The organism is Candidatus Poriferisodalis sp. (genome assembly GCF_965215815.1).
Classification (GTDB): Bacteria; Actinomycetota; Acidimicrobiia; order Acidimicrobiales; family Poriferisodalaceae; genus Poriferisodalis.
Window position 1 is genome coordinate 2,031,261 of record NZ_CBDCEO010000013.1, and the last position, 22,922, is coordinate 2,054,182.

Below are 22,922 nucleotides of genomic sequence, written 5' to 3' on the forward strand. Positions count from 1 at the left end.
AGGGGGATGCTGTGGCGACCAAGGCTGGAGAGCGTCTGGACTTCGACGGTGGTGTGCAGGTCATCGTCACCAAGGGTGGCGAGGCTGTCATTTCCTCGTCCGCCGGTGGCGAGGGCCTGAAGGTCGGCAAGCGTTACCAGGACGAAGATTCCGGTATCGAGGTGCTCGTCACCAAGCCGGGCGCGGTGACCTTGCAGTGCGACGGCAAGGACATGGCGCTGCAGGAGCCAAAGAAGACCAAGTCGGCCGACTGAGGCCGATTGAGGCCGTATCGAGGCAACCTGCGCCGGCCACCCAAGGGGGTGGTGGCACCCTGAACCGCATCGAACACACCCTGGACGGCGGCGAACTCGACCGCGTCGCAGCGCGTGCACTTGCCGACCTCTGCGCGTCGGTGCGCGAGGCACGCGAACCGGCTGTGCTGGTCCTGCGCAACGAACCCGGCACTGACTTCTGCTCGGGCATCAGCTTCGATCCGCTCGAACTCCAGCCCGATCCGGCATCAGCGCTGGCAGCAGTGAGGAGCCCGGTGATCTGCGCCATCAGCGGCGCTTGCTACGGACCCGGACTCGAGATTGCGCTCGCCAGCGATATCCGCCTGTGCGATCAGACCGCTCGCTTTGCGATGCGCGACGCCGTCGATGGCCGGCTCCCGTCCTGGGGAGGCACGCAGCGCCTGCCTCGTGCAGTCGGGGGATCCCGGGCCAGTGCGATGCTGCTGCTGGGAAGCGAGATTGACGCACTCACGGCGCTGGAGTGGGGCCTGATAGGTGCGGTGGAAGAAGACCTCAACGGTGCTGTCGAACGCTGGCTCGACGAGCTGGCCGGCGCAGGGCCGTTAGCACTTGAGTTCGCGAAAGAAGCCGTCCACCGGGGTTCAGAGCTTCCCCTCGCCGACGGACTCCGTCTCGAGGGCGATTTGAACCACCAACTGGCCGCCACCGACGACCGCGCCGAGGGCCTCGCCGCATTCTTCGACAAGCGCCCGCCGGACTTTTGTGGGCGATGAGCGTCTGGCTTCCACCGGGTCTGTTCGCGTACGGATCTGAATTGGCCGCGGCCATTGACAGTCGGCTGGGCCGCACGTTGGTGGGAGACGGGGAAGCGTGGATCGACCTGCCCCGCCGGCTCGGTACTGCCGACGTGCCGAGCGCCCCCGTGCCCTGGGGCAATGGCGCGCTCTGCGTCGACCTCGGGCCCGACGACGTCGAGACGTGGGAACGCTTCGCCGAGGTGCACCGAAACGAGTCTGACCCCGACGCCGTCGCCGTTGCCGCGCAGGAATGGCGCCTTCCAGTCACGCCGTATCGCCGGATACCTGAGGAATCTGGCCGCCCGGTTGCGAGTGCATTTGGCGACGAGCCCACCGTTACGACCAGCATCGACGGAGCGAATGTGGTGGATCTGACCTCGATGTGGGCGGGCCCGCTGTGCTCGGAACTGTTGGGTCGTGCTGGTGCCGAGATCCACAAGGTCACCTCCGCAGCCCGCCCCGACGGCTTGGCGGGCTCGTCCATGTACGCAGAGCTCAACGCTCACAAGACCGTGGTTGACGTGGATCTGCGGCTTGCAGCAGACCGACGCTCTTTCGACCAGATGCTGGCGTTGGCCGACCTGCTGGTCACCTCACTGTCTCCGCGGGCACTGGCCAATCTCGACCTGTTGCCTTCGCAGCTCTGTGCTCGGCACCCGGGTCTGCGCACCATGGCAATCACGGCGTTCGAATCGAGCTCTGTCGAGCGGGGCTGGATCGCATACGGCACGGGCGTGCACGCCGCGTCGGGTCTGGGCTGGCTGGGCGATGAGCCGCGGGCGCCCGCGTACTCCTATCCCGACCCCCTCGCCGGGCTTCGAGCAGCGGCCGTTGCGCTGGATCAGCTAACCGGCACCGCGTCGCAACATCAGGGGGTTTCGCTCGCTGGTGCCGTCGCGCCGCTTGCCGCCCGGGCCGCTTGCACTGTGACCGTCGGCGCCCGGACCGATGGGAACAGGTATGGCTGAGCGAGTCCGGCTGGTCTTCGATCACGACGGCGTTGCCACGATCACGCTTCTCCATCCGCCGCTCAACATCTACGACCTCGAGATGCGCGACGGGCTGATTGAGGCCATCACGGCAGTCCGCGACGTGCCCGATGTGCGCTGCGTGGTGCTCGCTGCCGAAGGCAAGCACTTCAGCGCCGGGGCCGACCTGTCCGAGTTCGGCACAGCCGAATCCATCTTCGAGGCACGGCAAATCCGCTGGGACCGCGACCCGTGGCTGCCGCTTGTGAATCTGCCGGTGCCGACGCTGTGCGCGTTGCACGGCTACGCCCTCGGCTCGGGACTGGAGATGTCGCTGCTCTGCGATCTGCGCATCGCCAGCACCGATGCGATCCTGGGACTGCCCGAGGTTAAGCTCGGCATGCTGCCCGCTGCAGGCGGCACTCAGAGCCTGACCGCCGCAATAGGACCGACTGCAGTGCTGCCACTGGTGCTCAGCGGACGCAGCATTGACGCCGTCGAGGCTCAGCGTCTGGGCATCGTCTGCGAGGTCGTCCCGCCCGATGACCTCGAAGGCAGGACTGTCGAGCTGGCGAGCGAGCTTGCGCGCATCAACCCGCTCACAGCACGGGCGCTCCGTCGCTGTCTTCGCGCCGCGAACGATCTTCCGCTCGAGCACGGCCTCGCCACCGAGCGTCGCTGGGCCAGCCTCGTTGCCGCTGGCGCAGACGCCTGAGGGACAGCAACTCTGCTGTGCTCTTGACTGCCGCTCATCGTCACGCCGCCTGAGCGCGCAAGGCAGCCTGCGTGGATGCCTGCTTCGGGGCGCGTGCGAGGACTCATGGGTGGTATCGCGATATCATGATCTCATGACAAGACAGACGACGGTCCGGCTGCCGGACGATCTGGCGCAGGAAGCTGAGGTCGTCGCCCGCGTTCAAGGTTCGAGTATGAATCCGCTCATCGTCGACTCGTTGCGCGCCGAGATCGGCCGGGTGCGCGCAGACGACGATTTCACTTCCACGGCGAAACGCCTGCTTGAGAGAGATCGCGAGCTGCTTGAGCGGCTCGCACGGTGACCAGGTATCTGAGCATCGCTGAGTATCTCTGGCTCGCCGAGCAGGTCACTGGAGTTCAGGCTGAAGAGCTATCCAGATCTGCCCGCATCGAATTGGCTGACTCAGCGCTGCACGCCCCGCAAGCGAGCTTCGGCGGGACGGATTTCTACCCGGACTTGATGGACAAAGCAGCGGTGCTCTGCTGGCGCTTGGCACGCAACCATCCGCTGCCAGATGGCAACAAGCGAGCAGCTTGGGCAGCACTCGTCATGTTCATCGATCTCAATGGCGGACGCTGGGATCCTGATCCACCCGATTTCGACGACGCAGAACAGACGATGCTCGCCGTGGCAGCTGGCGACATCGACGAAGAATCCCTCGCAGCATGGCTCCGTGAGGGAGTCACATTCTCCTAGGAGGGTGGTCGGCAATTGGGGTGTGGTGTGTGTTGTTTGTTGAGCGTGCGCGGTTGTCTGGTTGGTGGTTCGGGGTGGGTTGGGCGCGGGTGTTCTGCCTGATGATGCCCAGGCACATCGTCGGTCGGCCAGTGGGGCCCGGGGTCGCCGGTCGGGGCGGGTGTTTTACCTGATGATGCCGAGGCGGCCGGCGCGGTCGAGGTTGAGGGCGGCGATGCGCAGGTCGAGCCACAGGTTGGCCTTGTCGAGGCCGCGCCAGGGGACGTTTTTGGTGCGGGACTTGATCTGGGCGATCTTGCGTTCGGCCTGGGATCGCAATCGGTATCTGGCGAGAAACTCGGGTTCGTGGCGTTGTGCTCTTGCGGGGGCGAGGAGTTCTTCGTGGGGGTTGATCTCGATGATGCGGCCGCCGTCGCGTGTGGTGCATCGGGGCTTGAGCTCGCATGCTGAACAATCCGTTGCCGCGAACCGCACCTGGCGCCGTTTGGCGCCGTTCGGCGGCGGGATGGGTGCGGTGTTTCCTTGCGGGCAGGTGACCGTCGCTGCTTCGAGGTCGATGTCGAAGTCGGCTTTGGTGAGCTTGTCGCCGCGGGTCGGGATCGGCTGGGCGGGGGCGACGAGGTCGATGCCTCGGTCGGCCATCGCTTGACGGGTGGGCCCCGATCCGTAGTGGGTGTCGGCGATGATCTCGGCGACCGGGACCGGGTCGGCGTCGATGAGGTCTTCGATCACAGCGGCGTCGTGGACAGTCGCGAGCGTCGCGGTCGCTGAGCAGATCAGGTCCGAGTCCACATCCGCGGAGACGTGCAGCTTGTATCCGTCGTAGCGGTCCGAGCGGGAACGGTGCCCGTGCCGAGCGTCGGGATCGACCATCGAGATGACCCGGCCGGGGGCCACTCTTTGAGCTATCCGCGGGGTTTGGGCTCCGTCGTCGTCGGCGGCGATCTCGATGTCCTGGCCCGCCACGACCCTCAGCAGCTCGACCGCCCCAGCCAGGCCCGGGTCCCCGAAACGGGCGCAGAACCCGATGACGGTCTCGGCGTCGCCGAACAGCTCCGCGACCAAAGCGGCCCGTGCGCAGGGATCAGCCCACATGATCTGCGGTTTGCCTCGCCGGTCGTAGTCCTCACGCGACAACAGCCCCGCCAGCTCCGCTGCGGCCCCGGCGTCGATCCCGCCCAGCACCTCGATGCACTTGCGGACCCCGGACCTGATCAGCGTGATCGTGTCCTGGGTCAGCACCGAGTCCGCCACACCGGTCGAGTCCATCGTGCGGCGATGGCCGATCACCCCGGCGCGTTTGGCTGCGATCTTGACACGATCCCCCAAAAAGGACTCCATCCCGGCGCGAACCAGACGCGCCCGGAACTCCACCAGCACCACATGCGCTATCCCCCGATGCTCCAACGGCAAACCCAGCGCCGCTTTCCACGACATGTCGAACCGCGAACGGCGCTCCGCCTCGCGGTCCGACACGCCATAGAACAACTGCAACAACAACAACGCCGCCACCACCGACGGCGGATGCGACCGCCGACCACGGCCAGACGCGTACAACGCATCAAAATCGGCATCACAGAACAACTCGCCCCGAGCCTGCCCCAACGTCGCCAAGAAACCCTCAGTGTCGAGCAGGCCGCCCACCATCACCCCGACATCGAAAATCGAACCCTGACCATCAGCCGAACCGCGCACCCCACCATCATCCGCGATCACGCCCCCCAACACCAGGACCCACACCCGAACTTTCCGACCACCCTCCTAGGAGGGTGGTCGGGGGTGACGGAGTGGGAGATGGGCGCTGCGTCTAGCGGGAGACGACGCAGAACTCGGAGCCTTCGGGGTCGGCCATGACGGTGGCGCGGAAGCCGAGATGACCGTCAGGTTCGGTCTCGGTGCTGGCCGGCACCAGCACGGTCGCGCCGAGCGCCACCAGGCGGGTTACCTCGCTGTCCATGTCGCGGGTGAACAGATCGAGATGGGCCCGCAGTTTCGCCGTCTTGGCTTCAGGCACGCGCTGGATGGTCAGGTGGTTCAGCATCCGGCCGCCGCCCGCGTCCGACAGCGTGATGTAGGGACGGCCGTTGCCGACCCGCTGAGCAAAACCGACCGCTGCCTGCCAGAAATCGGCAATTCGCTCCGGATCGGAGCAGTCAATCGTCACGCCTACGGCCCGCAGCTGCGAGCCGTTCTCAGTGGCGCTGTCGGTGGTATCGGGGGCCGATTCGCTCATGGCAGCGGACGCTACTGGACGCGTTCGGTGCCCTCAGCGGCGTGTTTGGCGGGATCGCACACGAATCGAATCACGGGAATCTCGATGTCCTCAAGCGACACCGAACAGCTCACGACCCAGTACGGATCAAGCAGCCGCTGACCCCAGGCCTCGGCATCGAATGCATCGATACGGGCTGCCAGTCGCTCCACGCGGGACGGCACGTGATGCGTCTCGACCTGGACGAGCCGCAGCCCCAGCGGGGTGCGCGCCAGATTCATCGAGCCGACCTGTTGGAGGTCGCCAACTGACAGCGGATCGGGGTCGAGGGCACTCACTGCCAACATCGGCCCCGCGCCGTTTCGACTTGCGGTGCCGTCGCCCGCCTCGCCGCACTGGGCGACCGTCAGGTCGACGCCGTCGTAGTGGCGGCGCAACGCCACGTCGGCGCGCTGTGCGGGGAAGCCGAGTTGTGACCGCAAGCCGTCGATGGCGTCTTGCGTGGATGCTGCTGCACCGACACAGAACGTTCGGGCGCGGGCGCCGCTGCGGCACACGACTCGCACAAACGCGGCGCTGAACGCCCCCCAGGGAGAGCCGCCGACATCCCAGGCAACGAGCGACATTGCGGGCGGCACGATGGGGTGCAGTCCCGGCGGCAGGACTTCCTCGCGGGCGCTGCGCCGCAGCTCGGCGATCAGCGAGAGACCGGTGACGCCGCTCAGCGTGATGGGTTCGCTGCCGAACGATGAGATTTCCGCCGCACCGGCCGCCAACTCGTCGACCGACGCGGTCCCCGAGATCATCGGCTCGCCCCGGTTGGGGTGGTCGACGAGGAAGCCGCATTCGACTGGCCGACGTCGGGAACTGTTGTGGGCGTCGTCACTGGCTGCGCCCGTTCGGCCGGGGTTTGGAACTGCGGGATGACCTCGGTCGCGAACAATCGCAGACTGTCGAGCACCTGCTCTTGGGGGATCATTTCCATGGCGTTGAGCAGGAAGTTGATGCCGGTCACGCCCACGTCGTCCCATTTGCGGATCGTGCGTATGAGGTGGTCGGGATCGCCGATGCCGACGCCTTCGGGCAGACCCTTGGCTGCACTCGGGTCGTCAGCCGCAGTGGCCCCGTTCGGGGCGGCGCGGCTGCGCAGTGCAGCGCCCGCGTTGCCGAGCGTCTGGTAGGCCCTCGTCGGGTACGCCTCCCTCGTGAAATACAGGTGCGCGTTGGACATGCTGAACGCGCCCACCATCGGAAGGCCCAGCGCGGCGGCCTGCCGGTAGTCCTCGTGGCAGTACAGGAAGTTGAGCGTGTGGACCTGGTCGTTCACGAAGCTGCCGACCGGATCGCAGTTGGCAACCCGGCGGTAGTACTCGACGGTGCGGCGCTCCTGTTCCGCGAACGGTGCGGCGCTCACGCCGAGACAGCCCAAGCCGCGCTCAGCCGCGTCCAGCTCGGTGCCGGGAGTCGTGACCGTCACCCACATCGGCGGGTGAGGCTCCTGGAACGGCTTGGGAATGACGTTGCGCGCCGGCATCTCGAAGCGTGCACCCTCCCAGCCGAAATCGTCGCTGGTCCACATCTGCGGGATCACCCGTACGAATTCGTCCCATGTCTTCTTGGTGTCGTCCGGGTCTGCACAGAAGCCGCCCAGTTCGGTCCAAGTGCTCGACCGTGCAGTCCCCAGTTCAAGGCGGCCGTTCGAGATGATGTCGAGTGCCGCGGCTCGCTCAGCGACGCGGATCGGGTTGTTCATCTCGGGTACGCACACCACTGCGCCGTGTCCCACCCGGATGCGCTGTGTCTGCGCGGCGACGGCGGTCAGGAATACCTCGGGCGCGGGGCAGTGGGAGTACTCCTCCAAGAAGTGGTGCTCCACTGCCCAGACGTGGTCGAAGCCCAGCTCGTCGGCCAGCCGGCACTGCTCCAGAGCGTTGTGGTACGTCAACCACTCGTTGACCCGGCTGAACGGCCGCGGCACCGACAACTCGTAGAAGATCCCGAACTTCATCGCGCAGTTCTAGCCCAGCGCAGCGCACTGGCGACGGGGCGTCGCCGTTTCAGGCTTGCTTCGGACGAACGAAGCTGATGCTCGGCGCACACAGGAAGATCTCTCTTGACGTGATCAGGAGGCTTACGGTCCCAACAACCATTCGTGTCTGATGGTTAAGGCACCAATAGCCGTCAACTGAAGAGTGGAATGTGCCATGAAGACCCGGCTCGGCGCCGCAAGCACATGCGGGCGATGCTGGTCGAGAGGGTGGGGCTGACCGAGGACGAGATCGAGGCGTTACTCTGAATTTCCCAATGGAGGGCATGGCATGGCGCAGGTCGTGATCACCCGAGACGACGACGGCAGCGGAGATTGGCTAGCCGAAGGGGACATCGGTGAATCCGCGTATTTCGCCAACGCCTCCACGCTCGCTGAACTTGAGGCATTGATTCAGGAAGCCGGAGAACTGCTCGGGGTTGACCCTGAGGTTGTCGTCTTGCCGGAAACCACCGTCGACACCGTCACAGCCTGACCACCACGATCCTCCCCAACTCACCCGTAACCGGTCCCAGCCCGACCGGGCTCGCCAAGGGCGATTACGTCAGCTTCGTGCGGGACTGGTCAAGCACCACTGCGGAGAGCGCGAACATCACCACCGCCATCCCGACGAACTGCCACAGCGACACCTAATCGCGCAAGAACGCCCAGGCCATCAGCGTGCTGGTGATGGGGATCGCCAGCGTCATCGTGGAGCCCAGCCACGACGGGATCCGCATGAGCGACCAGTTCATCAGCCTGAGACGAGCGACACCGCCATCGGCGCGACGACCGCCACAAGGATCGACACGCCGAACGAGACGACGATGCCCACCAGCCACCGAAACTGGCTCTTCGCCTCGGCCCGATCAGACGCACGCTCGGCCACCCGCTCGGCCCGGTCAGCCGCACGCTCGGCCACCCGCTCGGCACGGTCTGCGTCACGCAAAGCCGTCGCCTCGCCACGGTCTGCCTCGCGCAGGTCGGCCAAGCGCACGACGGCTGTCTCGACCCGTTGCACGTCGGTCTCGAGCCGCCGTATGTCGTTCTTCGTGGCCAACTCGTCCAGCGGCACGGTACTCAAGCGGGACACGACGTACTCCGCGAGCCGCTCGTCGGTCTCCTCACAGAGCCAATCGTAGAGACGGGATCGATCCCCTTCAAGCATGGACGCCTCCGATCCGGCGGGCACCGAACCACCGGCCGCGCACTGTAGCCAGCGACCCAGCCGCAGCGAAATAAATTTCATTGCCTTCCATGCGGCTACACAAGCTGCTCGCCAACAGTCCCTCACGCTCTCAGGGGTCGCATCGTCTCGCTGTTGACGTACGGGTGGGGAAGTGCGCTTGTGCTCGGCTCGATTCTTCGCCGTGCAGCGCAGCGTAAAGGCTCAGGTCAGGCAAGCCAGTTCATGAATGCCAAAAGAAGGGAGATCAAGACGATGACGAAGACGATGGCTACGAGCGCGTCGCCAACCCGGTGAAGTGCCCTGCTCACGCGCCGCCAGGACCGCATCGTCAGCACGGTAGTCGGCTTGACAGAACGGGTCACCAAGGTCCTGAGACGGTACCGGCAGGTCCGCTAGCGATCCGATCGGCGTAGCGGTTGGGATGGAGTTCCTTGGGATTCGGGCGCGTTCGTTGCTGCCAGCGAACAGCACTAGGAGGGTGGTCGGCAATTGGGGTGTGGTGTGTGTTGTTTGTTGAGCGTGCGCGGTTGTCTGGTTGGTGGTTCGGGGTGGGTTGGGCGCGGGTGTTCTGCCTGATGATGCCCAGGCACATCGTCGGTCGGCCAGTGGGGCCCGGGGTCGCCGGTCGGGGCGGGTGTTTTACCTGATGATGCCGAGGCGGCCGGCGCGGTCGAGGTTGAGGGCGGCGATGCGCAGGTCGAGCCACAGGTTGGCCTTGTCGAGGCCGCGCCAGGGGACGTTTTTGGTGCGGGACTTGATCTGGGCGATCTTGCGTTCGGCCTGGGATCGCAATCGGTATCTGGCGAGAAACTCGGGTTCGTGGCGTTGTGCTCTTGCGGGGGCGAGGAGTTCTTCGTGGGGGTTGATCTCGATGATGCGGCCGCCGTCGCGTGTGGTGCATCGGGGCTTGAGCTCGCATGCTGAACAATCCGTTGCCGCGAACCGCACCTGGCGCCGTTTGGCGCCGTTCGGCGGCGGGATGGGTGCGGTGTTTCCTTGCGGGCAGGTGACCGTCGCTGCTTCGAGGTCGATGTCGAAGTCGGCTTTGGTGAGCTTGTCGCCGCGGGTCGGGATCGGCTGGGCGGGGGCGACGAGGTCGATGCCTCGGTCGGCCATCGCTTGACGGGTGGGCCCCGATCCGTAGTGGGTGTCGGCGATGATCTCGGCGACCGGGACCGGGTCGGCGTCGATGAGGTCTTCGATCACAGCGGCGTCGTGGACAGTCGCGAGCGTCGCGGTCGCTGAGCAGATCAGGTCCGAGTCCACATCCGCGGAGACGTGCAGCTTGTATCCGTCGTAGCGGTCCGAGCGGGAACGGTGCCCGTGCCGAGCGTCGGGATCGACCATCGAGATGACCCGGCCGGGGGCCACTCTTTGAGCTATCCGCGGGGTTTGGGCTCCGTCGTCGTCGGCGGCGATCTCGATGTCCTGGCCCGCCACGACCCTCAGCAGCTCGACCGCCCCAGCCAGGCCCGGGTCCCCGAAACGGGCGCAGAACCCGATGACGGTCTCGGCGTCGCCGAACAGCTCCGCGACCAAAGCGGCCCGTGCGCAGGGATCAGCCCACATGATCTGCGGTTTGCCTCGCCGGTCGTAGTCCTCACGCGACAACAGCCCCGCCAGCTCCGCTGCGGCCCCGGCGTCGATCCCGCCCAGCACCTCGATGCACTTGCGGACCCCGGACCTGATCAGCGTGATCGTGTCCTGGGTCAGCACCGAGTCCGCCACACCGGTCGAGTCCATCGTGCGGCGATGGCCGATCACCCCGGCGCGTTTGGCTGCGATCTTGACACGATCCCCCAAAAAGGACTCCATCCCGGCGCGAACCAGACGCGCCCGGAACTCCACCAGCACCACATGCGCTATCCCCCGATGCTCCAACGGCAAACCCAGCGCCGCTTTCCACGACATGTCGAACCGCGAACGGCGCTCCGCCTCGCGGTCCGACACGCCATAGAACAACTGCAACAACAACAACGCCGCCACCACCGACGGCGGATGCGACCGCCGACCACGGCCAGACGCGTACAACGCATCAAAATCGGCATCACAGAACAACTCGCCCCGAGCCTGCCCCAACGTCGCCAAGAAACCCTCAGTGTCGAGCAGGCCGCCCACCATCACCCCGACATCGAAAATCGAACCCTGACCATCAGCCGAACCGCGCACCCCACCATCATCCGCGATCACGCCCCCCAACACCAGGACCCACACCCGAACTTTCCGACCACCCTCCTAGCAGGGTGCTGAAAGAGTCGATTTTCGGGTGGTTGCCGAACGCGAACCCGCAGGTCAGGGGAGTGCACTTCCGGCCAAACCTGCATATTTCAGCATCCTGCTAGTGTCCTGTCTGGTTAGTTCATCGCGTTAACATGGTGGGGCGGCGGCGTGGCCGTGGCAGGCGATGAACGGAGGCGGATATGGGTGCACGGCGGGGACGGCCGACGGTCGCGATCGTGCTGGACGGCGAGGAGCGCGCCACGCTCGAGCGGTGGGCGCGCCGCCCGAAGTCGTCTCAGGCGCTGGCGCTGCGGTGCCGCATCGTGCTGGGCGCGGCCGAGGGCCGCACCAACAACGAGATCGCCGCGGAGCTGAGGTGCCATCCCGCGACGGTGTCCAAGTGGCGCCGCCGTTTCGCCGAGCGGCGCCTCGACGGGCTCTGCGACGATCCGCGGCCGGGTCCGCCGCGCACCATCGACGACGCCACCGTCGAGGAGGTCATCGTGCTCACCCTGGAGTCCGCGCCGGTCGACGCGACGCACTGGTCGACGCGGTCGATGGCCAAAGCGGTGGGCATCTCGCCGTCGTCGGTGCACGCCATCTGGGGGGCGTTCGGGCTCAAGCCCCACCTCACCGAGGAGTTCAAGCTGTCCCCGGACCCGCAGTTCATCGACAAGGTCCGCGACGTCGTGGGGCTGTACCTGAACCCCCCAGAGGCCGCGGTGGTGCTCTGCGTGGACGAAAAGACACAGATCCAGGCCCTGGACCGCACCGCCCCGATCCTGCCGCTGATGCCCGGCACGCCCCAGCGGCGCACCCACGACTACCGCCGCCACGGCACCACCAACCTGTTCGCAGCGCTCGACACCGCCTCGGGCAACGTCATCACGTCGATGACACAACGGCACCGCTCAGAAGAATTCCGCAAGTTCTTGAACCTCATCGACAAAGAGGTCCCCTCCCACCTCGACGTGCACGTCGTGCTCGACAACGTCTCCACCCACAAGACCCCCGCCGTCAAACGCTGGCTCGTCGCGCACCCTCGCTTCAAGCTCCACTTCACCCCCACCTACAGCTCCTGGATGAACCTCGTCGAGCGCTGGTTCTCCGAACTCACCACCAAATGGCTCCGACGCGGCACCCACACCAGCGTCAAACACCTCAAAGACTCCATCAACGCCTGGGTCGACAACTGGAACCAGGACCCCAAACCCTTCATATGGCGCAAGACCGCAGACCAGATACTCGACAACCTCGCCTCATATATCCAACGAATTCCCCAAACAGGACACTAGCGGCGCGTGACGGTCCGTAAACTCGATGTATGAGACGAACACCCGCATTCATCGTCCTAGCTGCCGTCACGGCAGGGATCATGACCGGGTGCCGGGACCGACAGTGCGACGAGCTGAGTAATGCTTACAAGGCCGCCAGCTAAGCTTGGGAGGCAGGCCCCATTCGCCCGTACCTGATCCGACCGGGGGAGTCGAGCGCGGAGCATCTCGCACGCATTTCCCCCGACGGCGGCCCGTACCTAAGCGAAGAAGAGCTTGCCTCGGAGTCGCTGAGGCTGCATAAGGAACTGAACGCTGCCCGCGACGCCTACCGGATGGCTTGCCGCTGAGAAGCTGGCGGCTCGCGCGTGTTCGACGCGCACCATCCAGCGCGTGCCCGACCCTGAGTCGAACGCAGATGAGCCGCGTCAACAACCTCTGTGGTCATTACACGCGTGTCACCGTTCGGCGGGTGGCCTACTCCGAGCAAACGGTGTCTACGCCTGAGTTCATCTGAACTGGGCTTCTCGGAAGCCGACCAGGAGGTCGACAGGCGCCAAGCGGGATCAGATGTCGATGTGGTATAGCTCGGCCGCGTTGGCAGACATGATGCGCTCGATGTCGCCGAGGGGGATGCCCTCGAGGGCTCTGGCCAAGTCGCGGTCGTCTCGTGGGTACAGGCAGGTGGGGTGCGGGAAGTCGGTCTCGAACATCAACGACTGTGCGCCGAGGTAGTCCACCGTCGGCTTCACGGTGGATCGCTCGAACCAGAAGCAGCCGTAGAACTGGCGCCGGAAGTAGTCCGAGGGCAGCATCGACAGTTCGGCAAGCTCGTTGGGCGCCGTCTCATGCATCTGATGGTCGAGCACTTCGAGGAAAAACGGCAGCCAGCCCACCCCGCTCTCGACCGAGACGAACTTCACATTGGGGAACCGCTCTGGCACGCCCGAGTAGATCATGTTGCCCACGACCCGAGCGTTGCCCATGAAGAGATTTGCCGAGCCGACCGCCAGGCGGCGTTCGGGCCCGAACGACGGCCACGGTGCTTTGCCGTAGTAGTCGAGGTTGCCCTTCGACGACCCGATGTGGAAGTTCACCGGCATTCGCAAGTCAGAGCACACCTGCCAAACGGGATCCCAATGCGGCATCGCCATGTCGGGCAGGCCCGCCTCCTCGGGGTTCGAGCACGTCACGATGCCCCGCAAGCCGTTTGCGTGACAGCGCTCGATCTCGCGCACCGAAGCGTCAAGATCCCACCACGGCAGCAGCGCCATGCCGAACACCCGCTGGCCGCTGGCCTCTTGGAACTCAGCCAATGCGTCGTTGTAGATCTCGACCGAGATGATGCGCAGCGCATCGTCGGGCGACTTCAGGAAGTTCTGGTTCCCGAAACCGGCGACGTTGGGGTACATGATCTGCGCTTCGATGCCGAGTTCGTCGAGCATCGCAACCCGGGCTTCGGCGTCGTAGCTGGCGCGGTGAACCATGTCGTTGTCGAAGTCGAAGAACACCGTTCCGGTGACCTTCTCGCCGTCGGGACCGACGACTGACGAAGCGATCGGCAGGCCGATCGGGATGGAGTCGTCGAACCACCAGCGGCGCTTGCCGTCGCGCTCGGTCATCCGTGGGACGCGGTCGCGATACTTCGCGGGCGCCCGCGACGTCCACAGGTCGTAGGGCTCGGACCAGTGGCTGTCGGTGTCGATGATCTTGAGGTCGTCGAGGATGGTGCCAGCCATCGCGCTACTCCGTTGGTTGTTGCTGTGTTACCGCGGTGCGCGGGTGCGCCGCCGCGCGCTCAACCGACCGGCGGGACGGTGACCGGACGGTCGCCGAATTCGGGGCGCTCGGTGCGCGTCTTCTTCAGCTCCCAGAAGCCGTCCACGTCCATCATGGCGATCATGCCGTCCCACAGCTTCAGGGCTTCTTCGCCCTTGGGTGCCCGCGTGATGACCGGGCCGAAGATGCCGACGCGCTCGCCGTCGCTGCGGTCCAGAGCGATGATCGGCGTGCCGACATCGGTGCCGACGAGCGCCAACCCTTCGTCCATGCGTGAGCGGATCTCGGCGTCCCACGACTCGTCCGTCGCGGCCTTCGCGTGCTCCGGATCGAACCCCAGCTCTTCGAGCGCCTTCGCGATGTCGAAGTCGCGGTCACCGTCGTGGTGGATGCGGCTCGCAAAATCCCAGTAGACACCGAACACGGCGTCGTCGCCCTCCGCGGCGCGGATCGACTCCATCACCCTCAACTGCCCGTGGGTGCCCACGACCGCGTCGTAGTAGGGACTGTCGGTCGGAGGATTGTTCTTGAAGAGCAGGCTGATCGGCTGCCATTTCACGTTCAGGTTGCGCTCGGAGGCGACTTCGTCGACGACCCACCTGGCCGTCACCCAGCACCAAGGTCAGATGGGGTCCACCCAGAACTCGATGTCGTTGGACGCGGTCGTCGCGTCAGTGCCCGTATCAGTTGCCATGAGCGCAATCTATCTGTGGCGTGCGACTCGCGTCCCCGGCTGTCCAGCTCAGCATCGGTCGCTGGTCATTGTGGTCGACCACAGCGTCTGACGAATCGGAAAGCGCACCTCAAGGCCGACTTTCACTCTGGCGCCGTTCGCGAGGTGTACGATTGACGTACGCCGTCAATACTGGCAGGATGCGGAACAGTGATCCTCGGCTACAAGAACAAGAGGACTGAGATGTTTGCCAATGGGGTGTTTGTTCCAGCGTTTCAGGGATTCGAACAGCAGGCAGCGAAGAGGCTGGCGATTCTGAATGCGGCACCCTCGCTGGAAACTCTGAGAGCGTTGCCGAGCAACCGACTCGAAGCCCTCAAGGGCGACAGAAGGGGTCGGCACTCCATCCGGGTCAACCGGCGGTGGCGGGTCTGCTTCGTTTGGGCGGAAGGGCAGGGGCCCGGCGATGTCGAGATCGTGGACTCTCACTAGAAAAAGGGAGGTTCGGAGATGTTGCGACGAGTCGTTCACCCAGGAGAGGTGCTCAAGAGCGAGTTGGAGGAGTTTGGGATCACGCCCACTGAGTTCGCTCGCCAGATTTCCGTGCCGCCCAATCGCGTGTCTCAGATCATCGCTGGCAAGAGGTCGATCACCGGGGACACCGCATTGCGCCTTGGGCACTGGTTCGGCGTGGAGTCTCAGTTTTGGATGAATCTGCAAACGCAGTTCGATCTGGCGGTTGCCGGCCAGGAGATCGGCGAGACAGTGAAAGCTCTGCCGACTGCACGCCAACCCGTCTGACAAGCAACCTCCAGGGCTGGCTGGGGTAAGCGGGGCACAAATGTTGGCGCTGCTCTACAGCGGGGTGCCGTCGGGCTGCAGGTAGTCGCGGCTGATGTGGCCTTCGTCGCAGAGCGCCTGCCACTCGGCGTCGTCGAGGCTCAGGATGTGCCGGAAGACGTACTCGTTGGCGTCGCCCAGGATGCCGATCGGCCTCCACGGCATCTCAGGGCCGTCCCAGCCCCACTGCCGCCCCGGAAAGCTGTGCCAGCCCTGCTCGACCGAACCGTTCTGGCGGAACCAGCAGCGGTCCGCCATCTGCGGATCGGCCCGCAATTGCGACTCTCGCAGCACCGGCCCAGCCGGCACCCCCGCCTGCTGGCACTGACGAAATACCTCAGCAGAGGTGCGCTGCTGCGTCCAGGCGCTGACGCGAGCGTCGATCTCGTCGTGGTGCGCCATGCGGCCTTCGAGCGTCGCGAACCCCTCATCGTCTCCAAGCGCCGGTGCGCCGTCCGGTCGGTGCCGGTCGAGCAGATCGGTGAGCGCCTGCCAGTCGGCGTCGTTCTCGCATGCGATGACTGCCCACTCATCGTCCTGGTCCGGACGGGCGGGGTCCACAGCGCAGCGGTAGCAACCCTGGGGTGCACGTGCGACGGACCGATTTCCCAGCGGATGATGACGGGTTCCGTTGGCCGCAGCGTCGATGAAGTACTCGCCGATGTGCTGCATCACGTTTTCCGATTGGGAGAACTCGATGAGTTCGCCGACGCCTGTTCCGCCTTCCCCGTCGGCGCCGTCCCGTCGGGCCAGCACTGCCAGCACAGCGAAAGCAGCCGTTGCAGCGCTGGCGGGATCCATGTGGAAGACCGACGTCAGGCTCGTGGGGTCGTCGTCGGCGTAGCCGCGCAGTCCGGTCAGCCCGCACATGGCCTCGAAGTTGGCGCCGAAGCCCAGCCAATCGGCCGACGGGCCGTCGAGACCCATGGGCGGCATCCGCGCCATGATCGCCCGCGGGTTTGCTGCGTGAACCGTCTCCCAGTCCATGCCTAGCTTCGCCAGCACGCCGATGGAGTTGTTCTCCACGATCACGTCGACGTGATCCAGCAGCCGCCGCAGCGTCTCGCGGCCCAACTCGGTGCGCGGGTCCAGCGTGCAGCTCAGCTTGCCCCGGCCGTGCGAGCTGAACATGTTCTGACGGTTCCACGGCCGCGGTCCCGGGTCGTTGTCGGGGTAGCCGGACAGCGGCCCCAGCTCCTGCACAATCTCGGAAGGCGGACGCGCCATCAGGCCCCGCGTGGCGGTCGGGAAGACGAACGGGTTGTCGACCCGGATCACCTCCGCGCCGAGATCCGACAGGTACATCGTGCAGCCGGGGCCTGCCCACACCACCGTGAGGTCCAGAACTCGGATGCCGTCGAGCGGCAGCCGCGGAGGCTCACGATCGGCCCGCGCAAGCGAACCGGCTGAGCTGGCCGACGCATCGCTCGCTGCAGCCTCGCTGACCGAAGCGTCCCTGCGGGAGCGTTCAGCGGCGCGGGCACGCGTCGCAGCGTCGTGCTCGCCGAGCAACGGTGCCGGCGCCGGCACATCTGGCCCAGCGTCCGATGGCGAATCCGAGCCAGCGTGCAAGCGAAATGGCGCTGTGAGCTGGGTCACGGTTCCAGCGACGGGATGGGTGACCTCGACGAAGACACCGCGGGAGACGAAATGCTCGTCGTCGAGCACATCGACCGGTGCGTTCAGTGGCGTCACCGCCCACTTGTGGACTTGCGCCGCTGCCGCCACGCTCGCCTTGGAATGGCTGAACAGCCACGTGTACAAGGCAGTCTCGACCATGTCGGGCAGGTCGGGATCGAACACCCACCGGGGACTTGCGAATCGTTCGGCCAGCGAACTGCCTTCTTCGCCATCGCCCAGCCCCAGTCCGGCCGCAGCCAGCGTCTGCACCATCCGGGGCGCCCACGTGGGGAGGGTAAAGACGAGCGCCCAGCCATCGGTCACGGGGTAGAAGCCGACGGGCGACGCCCGCTGAGGCTGACGGGGCTCGCGTGCCACATCGGTACCGGTGTACGCCTGGTAGATGAGGTACGAGCTGCGCCGGTCGATCGTGCCCGCTTGTGCCTCGAAGGCTGACACGTCCACATGTGCAGGCCGTCCGCTGCGCCTGCTGATGAGGAACGCCGCCAGCGTTGGCACTGCTGCCAGATTGCCGACCTGATACGAGGTGACATCACCGCTCAGCTTCACCGGCTCGCGCTCGTCGATGCCGGTGCCCCACATCGGCCCGCCCATCGCGTAGGTGACGATGTCGCTGCCCCGATAGCCGGCCTCCACATACGGACCGGTCTGGCCGAACGGCGTGATCGAGGACAGGACGATGCCAGGGCTCAGGAGGCACATCGTCTCGTAACCGAGCCCGATGGCATCGAGATGTCCCGGTGCGAACGACTCGATTACGATGTCGGAATCCGCCACGAGCGTCCGAACGAAATCGATGTCGTCAGTGCTCGGCGACGGCACGTCGAGGTCGGCGATCACGCTCCGTTTGTTGGTGTTCAGGTGCAGGAAGAGCGGCGAGCGCTCCAGGCTGCCGGCCCCTGATGGCGTTCCCGAAGGGCCCCACGGACCGTGGCGACGCGCCGGATCACCACCCGGCGGCTCCACCTTGATGACGTCGGCGCCGTGGTCGGCGAAGAGCTTGCCCAGGTACGGACCCGAGATTCCCGTCGCCAGTTCCAGCACTCGAATGCCGGCCAACAACTGGCTCACTGCTGCCCCCTTGTCCGGCCCCGAAGGCCAGTGCCGACGGGGCAAGTATGGCCGATGACCCAGAATCGCTAGCCCGGCGGCCCGTCAGCCCATCGTGGCCAGGATCGGGGCCAGCGTGACAAGCAGCTCGTCCACGTCATTGTCGCCGTCGATGCCGAGCAGGTTGGCAGTGATGGCGATGCCGAGGTCGAACGCAGGCACGTGTGCAGCGATCGTGCGGAAGCCCGGTACGCCGCCGCCGTGGGAGTGAACCATCAGCCCCATGACTTCGTCGGTGTTGATGCCCAAGCCGTTGTTGTCGGCGGGATCCGGATGGCCGGTCGTCATGACGGCGATCTGGCTCGCATCGAGGATCTCGCCAGCAAAGAGGCCTCGGATCAGCAGCGCCACATCGCCGATGCGCGCTTCGATGCCGCCGCCGGTCCACCCGGCGGAACGGGCGAGCTCTTGGGGCATCGTGCCGATGTCGACGTAGATGGCGCCTTGGAGGGAGATCTTGTTGTCGCCGGTGAGCCCGAGGATCGGGCCCAAGACGTAGGCGAATGTGCCGCCGACGTACCCGTTCGCGTTGGGCTCGGGCGGGAACTCGCTGGGTGTCAGATAGGTGTGCGACAGGCCAAGCGGATCGAACACCCGGGCACGCATCTCATCTGCCGCCGGGTTGCCGGTGACGGCTTCGATGAGCAAGCCCGCAGCGACGTAGCCGGTGGTGTTGTAGTGGCGTTCAGTGCCCAAGTCGGCCACTGGTCCGTAGGCCGCAGCGAACTCCAGGATCTCCTCGGGCGTCATCGGCTCATTCAGCCGTGGCGCCGCAAGTTGGAAGAACCTCGGGTCGACGGCGAACTCCACGAAGCCTGAGGTATGCCCGAGCAGGTCCCGCACGGTGACCGTCGCGGCGTGCTCGTATCCGGATGCCCAGTCGTCGCCCAGGTAGTGCGCGACGGGCGCGTCGAGCTCGACCCGTCCTTCGGCGACGAACTGCAAGACGACCGCGGCGGTGACGGACTTGGTTACTGACCCGATGCGGACGTGGTGATCAGGGGTCATCGGCGTGTCAGTGGCGAGATCGCTGACACCCCAGGCGAACGTGAGCGGCTCAGCACCTCCCCGGGTGACGGCGAGCACTACGCCGGGAGCGCCGGTCTCGTCCATCCACTCCAGGACGGCAGCGCTGAGCCGGTCGATGGGCTCCGCTGCATGCTCGGCGGCCTTGGTGGTTTTAGGCGTCGACGCGGCCGTTGTCGCCGGTGCCGGGGCTTGCGTGGTGGGTGCCGGCGCCGCGGTGGTCTCTGGCGCGGCGGTGGTCTCCGGAGCGGCCGTAGTGGTTGGAGCGGCAGTAGTGGTTGGGGCGGCAGTAGTGGTTGGAGCCGCTGCTTCGGTGGCCGGTGCTTGGGCTGTTCCGTCGCTCGCCGTGTCCGGCGAGGTGTCATCGGTGCTGCTGCACGCGGCTGCCAGCAAGCCGAGACCCAGCAGGACACATGCGAGCCGCTTCATGCGCGAAGCGTAGGGACCCCAGCGGAGAGTGGGCGAGTCATCGGCGCCAGCGGTAGGCAGATTGTGTCGCTGCTGGCGCTCTTTCTGGCGCGTCGCAACGACACCTGCGAGTATTTGCGGTGATCTCTGCCCGTGCGGGCCACAGGGGGCTGTTGTGAATCTGGGAATGCTGCTCTTTATGCCAGCAACCATTGCTGGCGAACAGGTCATCTTGATCGACACCTCGACGGAGGCCGGCGGCGGCAGCGCACGCGAAGTCACCTACCAGGATCTGCTCGACAACGTGTCACGCACCGCGGGAATGTTGACGATGCTCGGCGTCGGTGTCGGCGACCGTGTCGGCATCTTCGCCACCAACAGCGTTGAGTGCGTGGAAGCCATCTTCGGCGGCGCATTCGTCGGAGCCACCGTCGTGCCGATGAACTTCCGCGCCGGCGCCGAGGAGACGGCTCACCTGCTGAGCGACAGCGGCATCAGCGTGCTGTTCACCGAGTCTCGCTATAGCGACCTGATCGAGCAGAACAAGCCCGCCGACCTCGAGCACGTCTACGTGCTTGACGACCCCGATTCCTATGCATCTGCACGAGACGAGGCATTCGAGCTGCCCGTTCCCGAAGATGTCGACCCCAACGGGCTGTGCGCGTTGCTGTACACCAGCGGCACCACGGCCATGCCCAAGGGCGTGAAGCTCACCAACGGCGCCATCACCGGCTACGTGATGGGCACCAACGACGCCGCCACGGGCGAGGACATGGGTCGCATGGCGGTGGCCGCGCCGCTCTACCACATCGCGGGGCTGACCTCGATGCTGAACGCGCTGTACAGCGGGCGCGTTGTGGTGTTGCTGCCTCAATTCGAGGCTTCGTCGTGGATCGACTGCGTGCAGGCACACTCGGTGACCCACGCCTTCCTGGTGCCCACCATGCTCACCCGGGTGCTTGAGGCGCCCAATTTTGCGCACGAGGCGTTCGGGGGCCTCGAGGCGATCACCTATGGCGCGGCGCCGATGCCGCCGTCGGTAATCCGGCGAGCCATCGATCTGTTCCCGCCGAACGTCGCATTCGCGGGGGCGTACGGCCAGACCGAAACAACCTCCACGGTGGCGGTCCTCGATCCCGACGATCACCGCATCTCCGGAACCGCCGAGGAGAACGAGCGCAAGCTGCACCGGCTGTCCTCTGTCGGGCAGGTGCTGGAGGACGTGCAAGTCCGCGTCGTCGACGCCGACAGCGGCGAGCCAGTCGCACCAGGCGCGATCGGCGAGGTGCAGTTGCAGACGTTCCGCGCGATGGACGGCTACTGGGGCAACGACGAGAAGACCCGCGTGACCATCGACGACGAGGGCTGGGTCCACACGGGCGACCTCGGCTACCTCGACGACGACGACTATCTCTTCCTTGCCGGCCGTACGGGCGACATGATCATCCGGGGTGGCGAGAACGTGCTGCCTGATGAGGTCGAGGCTGTGCTGTACGACCATCCGTCGGTGCTCGAGGCTGCGGTGGTGGGTCTGCCCAGCGAGGAATGGGGCGAACGCATCACGGCCGCGGCGGTCGTGCGGCCCGGCAGCGGCACGACCGGCGACGACCTCGTTGCCCATGCGCGCGAGCGCCTGGCGCCGTTCAAGCGTCCCGAGTTCGTGTACCTGATGGACGAGCTGCCACGGACCTCCACCGGCAAGCTGCTGCGCCGCGACCTCATACCGATGCTCGAAGAGACGGGAATCTGAGGCTCGATCTGAGGCTGGGCGTGAGCGCGCCGGGCTCGTTCGGCCCGTGAGCACCACCCCGGCTCCGGGGTATCGCGACGATCACTTGCATCTGCTGGCGTGCGCCGCAGCACGCCGATCAGTGGACGTGAGTGCCGCTGCGTCCATAGAAGAGTTGCTGGCTGCAGTGCGGCACGCCGTACGGCGCCGCAGCGCCGCTGCGTTGGCTGCGCGCCGCCAAGGCGGCACTGGATCGGTTGCGCGCCGCCAAGGCGGCGCCGTGCCCGCGGGTGACCCCTCTCAATCGTGGCTGCGCGTGTGGGGCTACGACGATGCGCTGCTCGACGAGCGGCGCCATCCCACGGTTGCCGAGCTGGACTCCGTCACCACCGGCTATCCCGCCGTGCTCCACCACGTCACCGGTCACGTGGCCGTGGTCAACACCGTCGCGGGCCGGGCACTGGGCCTCGCGTCTGGTGAGGTGCTCGTCGAGCGCCACGACGTGCTGGCGGCGGTGCCGCGGCCCGACCGTGCAACGACGGTGGCATCCGTCGCAGATGTGCTGGCCGACGTAGTTGGCGCGGGCATCAGCGCATGCACCGATGCCACGCACACGAACGACCTCGCTGCGTTGGAATTGCTGGCTGAAGCGGCCGCTGGTGTGCCGTCTGTGGACGTCACGGCCATGGTGGGTGCCGACCGGCTCGACTCGCTCGGGGATCTGACCTTTGGCATGACCGTGCCGGGCCCGTCGGCTGTGTCCGATGAGGTTGGCGTGCGAATCGGTCATGCCAAGGTGATGCCGCCCCACGACGACGAAAGCGCGATCGCCGAAATGGTCGCGACCGCTCGCGCCCACCATTTTCCGGTCGCTATCCATGCAATGGACATCGACACGCTGCAATCGGCACTCGATGCCCTTGAGGCGCATCCGCCAATCCTCGACACGGCCCAGTCCGCCGAATCTGCGCGGATTGAGCCAGATCGCATCGAACACTGTGCGCTTGCGCTGCCAGAGCAGCTCGACCGCATCGCCCGCCTCGGCGTCACTGTGGTTACGCAACCCAGCTTCGTGACCCGTCGTGAGCAGAAGTACCGCGATCAGCTCTCGGTCACGGAGCAGAGCTGGCTGTGGCCGCTCGCCAGCCTGCTGCGCCGTGGGATCACGGTCACGCTGTCCTCCGATGCCCCCACCGTGCCCCCGGAACCCGCTGACTGGATCGAAGCCGCAACCAGCCGCACCCTCACCCCGGCCGAGCGCATCGACTCCCAGACCGCCCTGCGACTGTGCCAAGTCTTGTGACGGCGATGCCCACCCTGCGAGTTGCGGTGGCGAGCCAA

22 protein-coding genes are annotated in these 22,922 nt (G+C 66.1%); 12 read left to right on the forward strand and 10 right to left on the reverse strand.

The genetic code is table 11. The features are described 5' to 3' along the window. Positions 1-11: 11 nt before the first annotated feature. From ACOOHB_RS19145 to ACOOHB_RS19170, 6 genes are all read left to right on the forward strand, one after another. Positions 12-254 (forward strand): hypothetical protein, encoded by a 243-nt coding sequence (locus ACOOHB_RS19145; protein ID WP_420446383.1) that lies wholly within the window; start codon positions 12-14, stop codon positions 252-254. After that, the gene (locus ACOOHB_RS19150; RefSeq protein ID WP_420446384.1) at positions 197-1,009 is read left to right on the forward strand and encodes an enoyl-CoA hydratase/isomerase family protein; all 813 of its coding nucleotides are present in this window, start codon (positions 197-199) and stop codon (positions 1,007-1,009) included. The genes ACOOHB_RS19145 and ACOOHB_RS19150 overlap by 58 nt, the downstream gene beginning before the upstream one ends. Further along, positions 1,006-2,001 carry a CoA transferase gene (locus tag ACOOHB_RS19155; RefSeq protein ID WP_420446385.1) on the forward strand — a complete coding sequence of 332 codons (996 nt, stop codon included), beginning with the start codon at positions 1,006-1,008 and terminating at the stop codon, positions 1,999-2,001. The genes ACOOHB_RS19150 and ACOOHB_RS19155 overlap by 4 nt, the downstream gene beginning before the upstream one ends. Further along, on the forward strand, positions 1,994-2,716 hold the full coding sequence (locus tag ACOOHB_RS19160) for an enoyl-CoA hydratase/isomerase family protein (RefSeq protein ID WP_420446386.1): 723 nt from the start codon (positions 1,994-1,996) through the stop codon (positions 2,714-2,716). Before ACOOHB_RS19155 ends, ACOOHB_RS19160 begins: the two co-directional genes overlap by 8 nt. Positions 2,717-2,849: 133 nt before the next feature. Then, positions 2,850-3,059, forward strand: a complete 210-nt coding sequence (locus tag ACOOHB_RS19165; RefSeq protein ID WP_420446387.1) for a hypothetical protein — start codon at positions 2,850-2,852, stop codon at positions 3,057-3,059. Continuing rightward, entirely contained in the window at positions 3,056-3,454 is a 399-nt protein-coding gene (locus ACOOHB_RS19170; protein WP_420446388.1) for a type II toxin-antitoxin system death-on-curing family toxin, read from the forward strand. Before ACOOHB_RS19165 ends, ACOOHB_RS19170 begins: the two co-directional genes overlap by 4 nt. A 165-nt stretch (positions 3,455-3,619) precedes the next feature. Here ACOOHB_RS19170 and ACOOHB_RS19175 read toward each other — a convergent pair whose 3' ends face one another. The 4 genes from ACOOHB_RS19175 to ACOOHB_RS19190 all read right to left on the reverse strand — a co-directional run bounded on the left by ACOOHB_RS19175 (position 3,620) and on the right by ACOOHB_RS19190 (position 7,674). Next, positions 3,620-5,170 (reverse strand): transposase, encoded by a 1,551-nt coding sequence (locus ACOOHB_RS19175; RefSeq protein ID WP_420443967.1) that lies wholly within the window; start codon positions 5,168-5,170, stop codon positions 3,620-3,622. Between the two features lie 91 nt (positions 5,171-5,261). Further along, complete coding sequence (locus tag ACOOHB_RS19180) at positions 5,262-5,687, reverse strand: VOC family protein (RefSeq protein WP_420446389.1); 426 nt, start codon at positions 5,685-5,687, stop codon at positions 5,262-5,264. 11 nt (positions 5,688-5,698) lie between these two features. Beyond that, positions 5,699-6,472, reverse strand: coding sequence for a hypothetical protein (locus ACOOHB_RS19185; RefSeq protein WP_420446390.1), 774 nt, complete (start codon positions 6,470-6,472; stop codon positions 5,699-5,701). After that, positions 6,469-7,674, reverse strand: coding sequence for an LLM class flavin-dependent oxidoreductase (locus tag ACOOHB_RS19190; RefSeq protein ID WP_420446391.1), 1,206 nt, complete (start codon positions 7,672-7,674; stop codon positions 6,469-6,471). Before ACOOHB_RS19190 ends, ACOOHB_RS19185 begins: the two co-directional genes overlap by 4 nt. A 310-nt stretch (positions 7,675-7,984) precedes the next feature. Between ACOOHB_RS19190 and ACOOHB_RS19195 the strand changes: the two genes are divergently transcribed. Next, entirely contained in the window at positions 7,985-8,188 is a 204-nt protein-coding gene (locus ACOOHB_RS19195; RefSeq protein WP_420446392.1) for a hypothetical protein, read from the forward strand. A gap of 258 nt (positions 8,189-8,446) precedes the next feature. Here ACOOHB_RS19195 and ACOOHB_RS19200 read toward each other — a convergent pair whose 3' ends face one another. Beyond that, the gene (locus ACOOHB_RS19200; protein ID WP_420446393.1) at positions 8,447-8,860 is read right to left on the reverse strand and encodes a hypothetical protein; all 414 of its coding nucleotides are present in this window, start codon (positions 8,858-8,860) and stop codon (positions 8,447-8,449) included. Positions 8,861-9,520: 660 nt separating this feature from the next. Next, entirely contained in the window at positions 9,521-11,071 is a 1,551-nt protein-coding gene (locus ACOOHB_RS19205) for a transposase (RefSeq protein ID WP_420443967.1), read from the reverse strand. A gap of 230 nt (positions 11,072-11,301) precedes the next feature. On the opposite strand from ACOOHB_RS19205, the gene ACOOHB_RS19210 reads away from it, so the two are divergent. Further along, a complete protein-coding gene (locus tag ACOOHB_RS19210) occupies positions 11,302-12,396 on the forward strand; it encodes an IS630 family transposase (protein ID WP_420446394.1) in 1,095 nt (364 codons plus the stop codon). A gap of 545 nt (positions 12,397-12,941) precedes the next feature. Here ACOOHB_RS19210 and ACOOHB_RS19215 read toward each other — a convergent pair. Together ACOOHB_RS19215 and ACOOHB_RS19220 are read right to left on the reverse strand one after the other, a co-directional pair. Next, positions 12,942-14,114 (reverse strand): amidohydrolase family protein, encoded by a 1,173-nt coding sequence (locus ACOOHB_RS19215; RefSeq protein ID WP_420446395.1) that lies wholly within the window; start codon positions 14,112-14,114, stop codon positions 12,942-12,944. 59 nt (positions 14,115-14,173) lie between these two features. Next, positions 14,174-14,764 carry a disulfide bond formation protein DsbA gene (locus ACOOHB_RS19220; protein WP_420446396.1) on the reverse strand — a complete coding sequence of 197 codons (591 nt, stop codon included), beginning with the start codon at positions 14,762-14,764 and terminating at the stop codon, positions 14,174-14,176. A gap of 273 nt (positions 14,765-15,037) precedes the next feature. On the opposite strand from ACOOHB_RS19220, the gene ACOOHB_RS19225 reads away from it, so the two are divergent. Together ACOOHB_RS19225 and ACOOHB_RS19230 are read left to right on the forward strand one after the other, a co-directional pair. Beyond that, positions 15,038-15,319 (forward strand): type II toxin-antitoxin system RelE/ParE family toxin, encoded by a 282-nt coding sequence (locus tag ACOOHB_RS19225; protein ID WP_420446397.1) that lies wholly within the window; start codon positions 15,038-15,040, stop codon positions 15,317-15,319. A gap of 18 nt (positions 15,320-15,337) precedes the next feature. Then, positions 15,338-15,628 (forward strand): HigA family addiction module antitoxin, encoded by a 291-nt coding sequence (locus ACOOHB_RS19230; RefSeq protein WP_420446398.1) that lies wholly within the window; start codon positions 15,338-15,340, stop codon positions 15,626-15,628. Between the two features lie 54 nt (positions 15,629-15,682). Here the strand turns inward: ACOOHB_RS19230 and ACOOHB_RS19235 are convergent, their stop codons facing one another. Both ACOOHB_RS19235 and ACOOHB_RS19240 read right to left on the reverse strand, forming a co-directional pair. Then, positions 15,683-18,379: a CaiB/BaiF CoA transferase family protein gene (locus ACOOHB_RS19235; protein WP_420446399.1), complete on the reverse strand. Its 2,697-nt coding sequence runs from the start codon at positions 18,377-18,379 to the stop codon at positions 15,683-15,685. Between the two features lie 84 nt (positions 18,380-18,463). Continuing rightward, positions 18,464-19,873: a serine hydrolase domain-containing protein gene (locus ACOOHB_RS19240; RefSeq protein ID WP_420446400.1), complete on the reverse strand. Its 1,410-nt coding sequence runs from the start codon at positions 19,871-19,873 to the stop codon at positions 18,464-18,466. A 178-nt stretch (positions 19,874-20,051) separates the two neighbouring features. On the opposite strand from ACOOHB_RS19240, the gene ACOOHB_RS19245 reads away from it, so the two are divergent. Both ACOOHB_RS19245 and ACOOHB_RS19250 read left to right on the forward strand, forming a co-directional pair. Continuing rightward, entirely contained in the window at positions 20,052-21,602 is a 1,551-nt protein-coding gene (locus ACOOHB_RS19245) for a class I adenylate-forming enzyme family protein (RefSeq protein ID WP_420446401.1), read from the forward strand. Between the two features lie 46 nt (positions 21,603-21,648). Further along, a complete protein-coding gene (locus tag ACOOHB_RS19250; RefSeq protein ID WP_420446402.1) occupies positions 21,649-22,884 on the forward strand; it encodes an amidohydrolase family protein in 1,236 nt (411 codons plus the stop codon). Positions 22,885-22,922 lie beyond the last annotated feature (38 nt).